The sequence below is a fragment of the Brachyspira sp. G79 genome, from assembly GCF_002379365.1.
In the GTDB taxonomy this organism is placed as follows: domain Bacteria; phylum Spirochaetota; class Brachyspiria; order Brachyspirales; family Brachyspiraceae; genus Brachyspira.
Genome location: NZ_JQIU01000008.1, coordinates 2,351,329 through 2,354,253 on the forward strand (window position 1 = coordinate 2,351,329; position 2,925 = coordinate 2,354,253).

Sequence of the window (2,925 nt, forward strand, 5' to 3'; positions counted from 1 at the left end):
GATAATGATATTAAAGAAAAATTAATAAAATTAAATCATTACTTTATAAAGATAAAAAATATAAATGTTAATAATAGAACTTTCAGGTCATTAAAATATAATAAAAACAATATGCATTACAAAATGATAATCAATATATGCAAATTCATACATAAAAATTTATTAGTTAATAAAAGTAGCAGTGAATATTCATTTATAGATTTTAATGAAGGGAAAAGAATGCATATGCTCTATGAAAAATTTGTTTTAAACTTTTATAAAATATATTTTTTTAATAATAAAAATATAAAAGTAAAAAACAAAACTATAAAGTGGAATATAAATAATAATGAATATATACCTATAATGAAGACAGATATTATGATTTATGATAAAGAGAAATGTTTGATAATAGACACAAAGTTTTATACAAATGTCTTAATAAAAAATAATGATAAAGTTTCTTTAAGAAGCAGCCATTTATATCAAATATTTTCTTATATGTCTAATGTTAATAATTATCATAAAAGGTTTAAAACTATCAAAGGTGTTTTGCTTTATCCATTATGTAATGATAATATTGACAAAGAATACAAAATAGATGATAAATATTTTGCAGTTAATACAATAGATTTGAACTCTGATTTTAATATTATAAAAGATAAGTTAGTATATATTATAAAAAAACTATGTTTCTGCTAATACATAAAATTTTTTGTGTATTATTAATTTCTTTTTAATAAGCTGTTAGTAAACATATAATTCCAGTTTGTGCTTACCATATTATTGCTTATAAATATATTAGTGTAGAATGTATTAGTAAGAAAGTTATTAGCTTTGGATCTCTCTTCCATTTCATTAATTTTTTTTACCTTTTCATTCAAAGCTCTTATAATAGCATAGCTTTCATTATCGATATTACCGTCTATCTTTTCAGGTCTGAAATGGCATTGAAATGCATAAAGCACCTTTCTTGAATCAAAATCCCATACATTATTTGTAGGCATACTTGTATAACCATATTTTACAAACTCTTCTTTTATATCCAAAACTTTAGCCTTTTTATATTCATTATCACTTAAAAAATTTGTGTAGTCATATTCATCATACCATATTCCAAGGTTATATTCGTCATGAAGCCTTTTCCATGGGAATTTTGGACCTGGATCTTTCTTTCTGTATGGAGCTATATCAGAATGACCTAATATATTATAAGGTTTTACCCCATATTTATCTATTAAGTTTCTAAGTAAATATGCAACTTTTTCTATTTGGCTTTCATCAAACTCTAAATACTCATCATAAGGAATAAAAAATAAATTCTCTCTTTCTCTTTTTGTCATTCTTCTTAACTGTTCTTGAGTATTTGTAACTTTTTGTAAGAATCCCAAATTCACTATTTCTATACCTATAGAAGTATCATTCATAGTAAGTCTGTTATCAAACATGGTAACACCTGCATGCCAAGCTCTGTTGTTATCATCTACAAGTTTATATATAGGATCATTTTCTCTTGTTGTTATTAAATAATGAGCTGAAACTCCGGGGTCTGTTAAAACTTTTAGAGATAAATCATCATCTAATGCAGTATAGTGGAGTATTATATATTTTATTCTCAAATTATATGCTGGGGATTTAAAAACCGTTGATATTTTAGGAGCTATTTTTCTGCTTCTTATAGGGGCGGAAGTATTATTATTGCAGGAAAATAATACCAATGCAGATATTAAAAAAATTATCTTAATTATTTTTTTATACATAAATAGGTACTCCGTTAAATCTGTAGCGTATGAAACCTTTATAAAAGTCTTTTACTTCAATATAGGCAAAATAATAAGCCTGAGCTGTATTTATTCTAGTATGTTTATGAAGAAGATTGCTGTAAAAACAGTATATAAAATCTATATACATTCCATCTGTTAAAGCACCTACACCCGATATTACAGTGCCTACTCCTGAAGATAATAATGATTTTGTGAGATTGTTATCAGTTTCTTCCATATTGCAGGCATTAATAAAAACTAAAGAAGGCGGATTTTCTAATGCTCCAACAGAGTTTAATATATATTCGCTATTTAATTTGATGCCGTTTTTATACCCATGCGTTATAATATGTACTATATCATAGCTTTCAAGTATTTTTATAAATTCAAAATAATTATGCTCTTTTCTGTACAAATCTATTTCAGTATTTTTTATATCATCATGAAGTGATAAAATAGTATCTATTTCTTTTTTGTCATAAGTTATATCATCACTTGGTATTGAAATAATGGCCATTTTTAATTTTTATTAATTATTTTGTTATTATGATGAAATATATTTGAAGCATTGGTATAAGAAAATATTATATTTTCAGATATAAATTTACCCTCATAAGATAGTATATCCCAAGGTATATTTGCACTTTTATCATCAAGATGAAGATAAACTATTCTGAAATTTTCAAGTATATGTTCTTTGAAATCCTTTTCTGGAATAAGCATATTCATTAAATAGCTTCCAAGCTCTATGTACTTATCTATGTTACTGCTTTCACTATTTGAATGTTTTAATAAACGTAGGTATTCTTTATATATACTTTCATAAGCCTTATAGTCAAAATGTTTTTCATATTCTGCTACATAAAGTGAGGGATAAGTTTCTATTGCCTGATATTTAAAAATGTCATTGTCTATAGTGCATGAAAAAAATGTCTGAGATATATTGTCATTTAAAACTATTAATCTATCTTTAAGTTTTGAAAATGTTTTATAGTCTATTTCATAAATAGAAAAGTCAGAATATTTCTCTTCAAGTTTATAATATATTCCGCGTCTTCTTTTATAATTATCAGTTATATAAATATTTGTGTAGTCTTTATCTGAGGTTTCATTATTTTTATTATTTAAATCTATTTCATAGTAACCGTATAATTTATTTTTATCATTATCATATAAAAATATA

The 2,925-nt window shown here is 24.3% G+C and carries 1 protein-coding gene and 2 pseudogenes; 1 reads left to right on the forward strand and 2 read right to left on the reverse strand.

Features of this window, described 5'->3' with window-relative positions:
* Nucleotides 1–681 (forward strand): annotated as a pseudogene (locus KQ44_RS11845) (5-methylcytosine-specific restriction system specificity protein McrC); the annotation flags it as partial.
* A 23-nt stretch (nucleotides 682–704) separates the two neighbouring features.
* On the opposite strand, the gene KQ44_RS11850 reads toward KQ44_RS11845, so the two are convergent.
* Entirely contained in the window at nucleotides 705–1,739 is a 1,035-nt protein-coding gene (locus KQ44_RS11850; protein WP_096737583.1) for an N-acetylmuramoyl-L-alanine amidase, read from the reverse strand.
* Nucleotides 1,732–2,925 (reverse strand): annotated as a pseudogene (locus tag KQ44_RS11855) (CHAT domain-containing protein); the annotation flags it as partial. The pseudogene KQ44_RS11855 and the gene KQ44_RS11850, both read right to left, overlap by 8 nt.

Coding starts and splice junctions, on each gene's coding strand:
- KQ44_RS11850 (WP_096737583.1), bottom strand. CDS start 1,739: ATGTATAAAAAAATAATTAAGATAATTTTTTTAATATCTGCATTGGTA.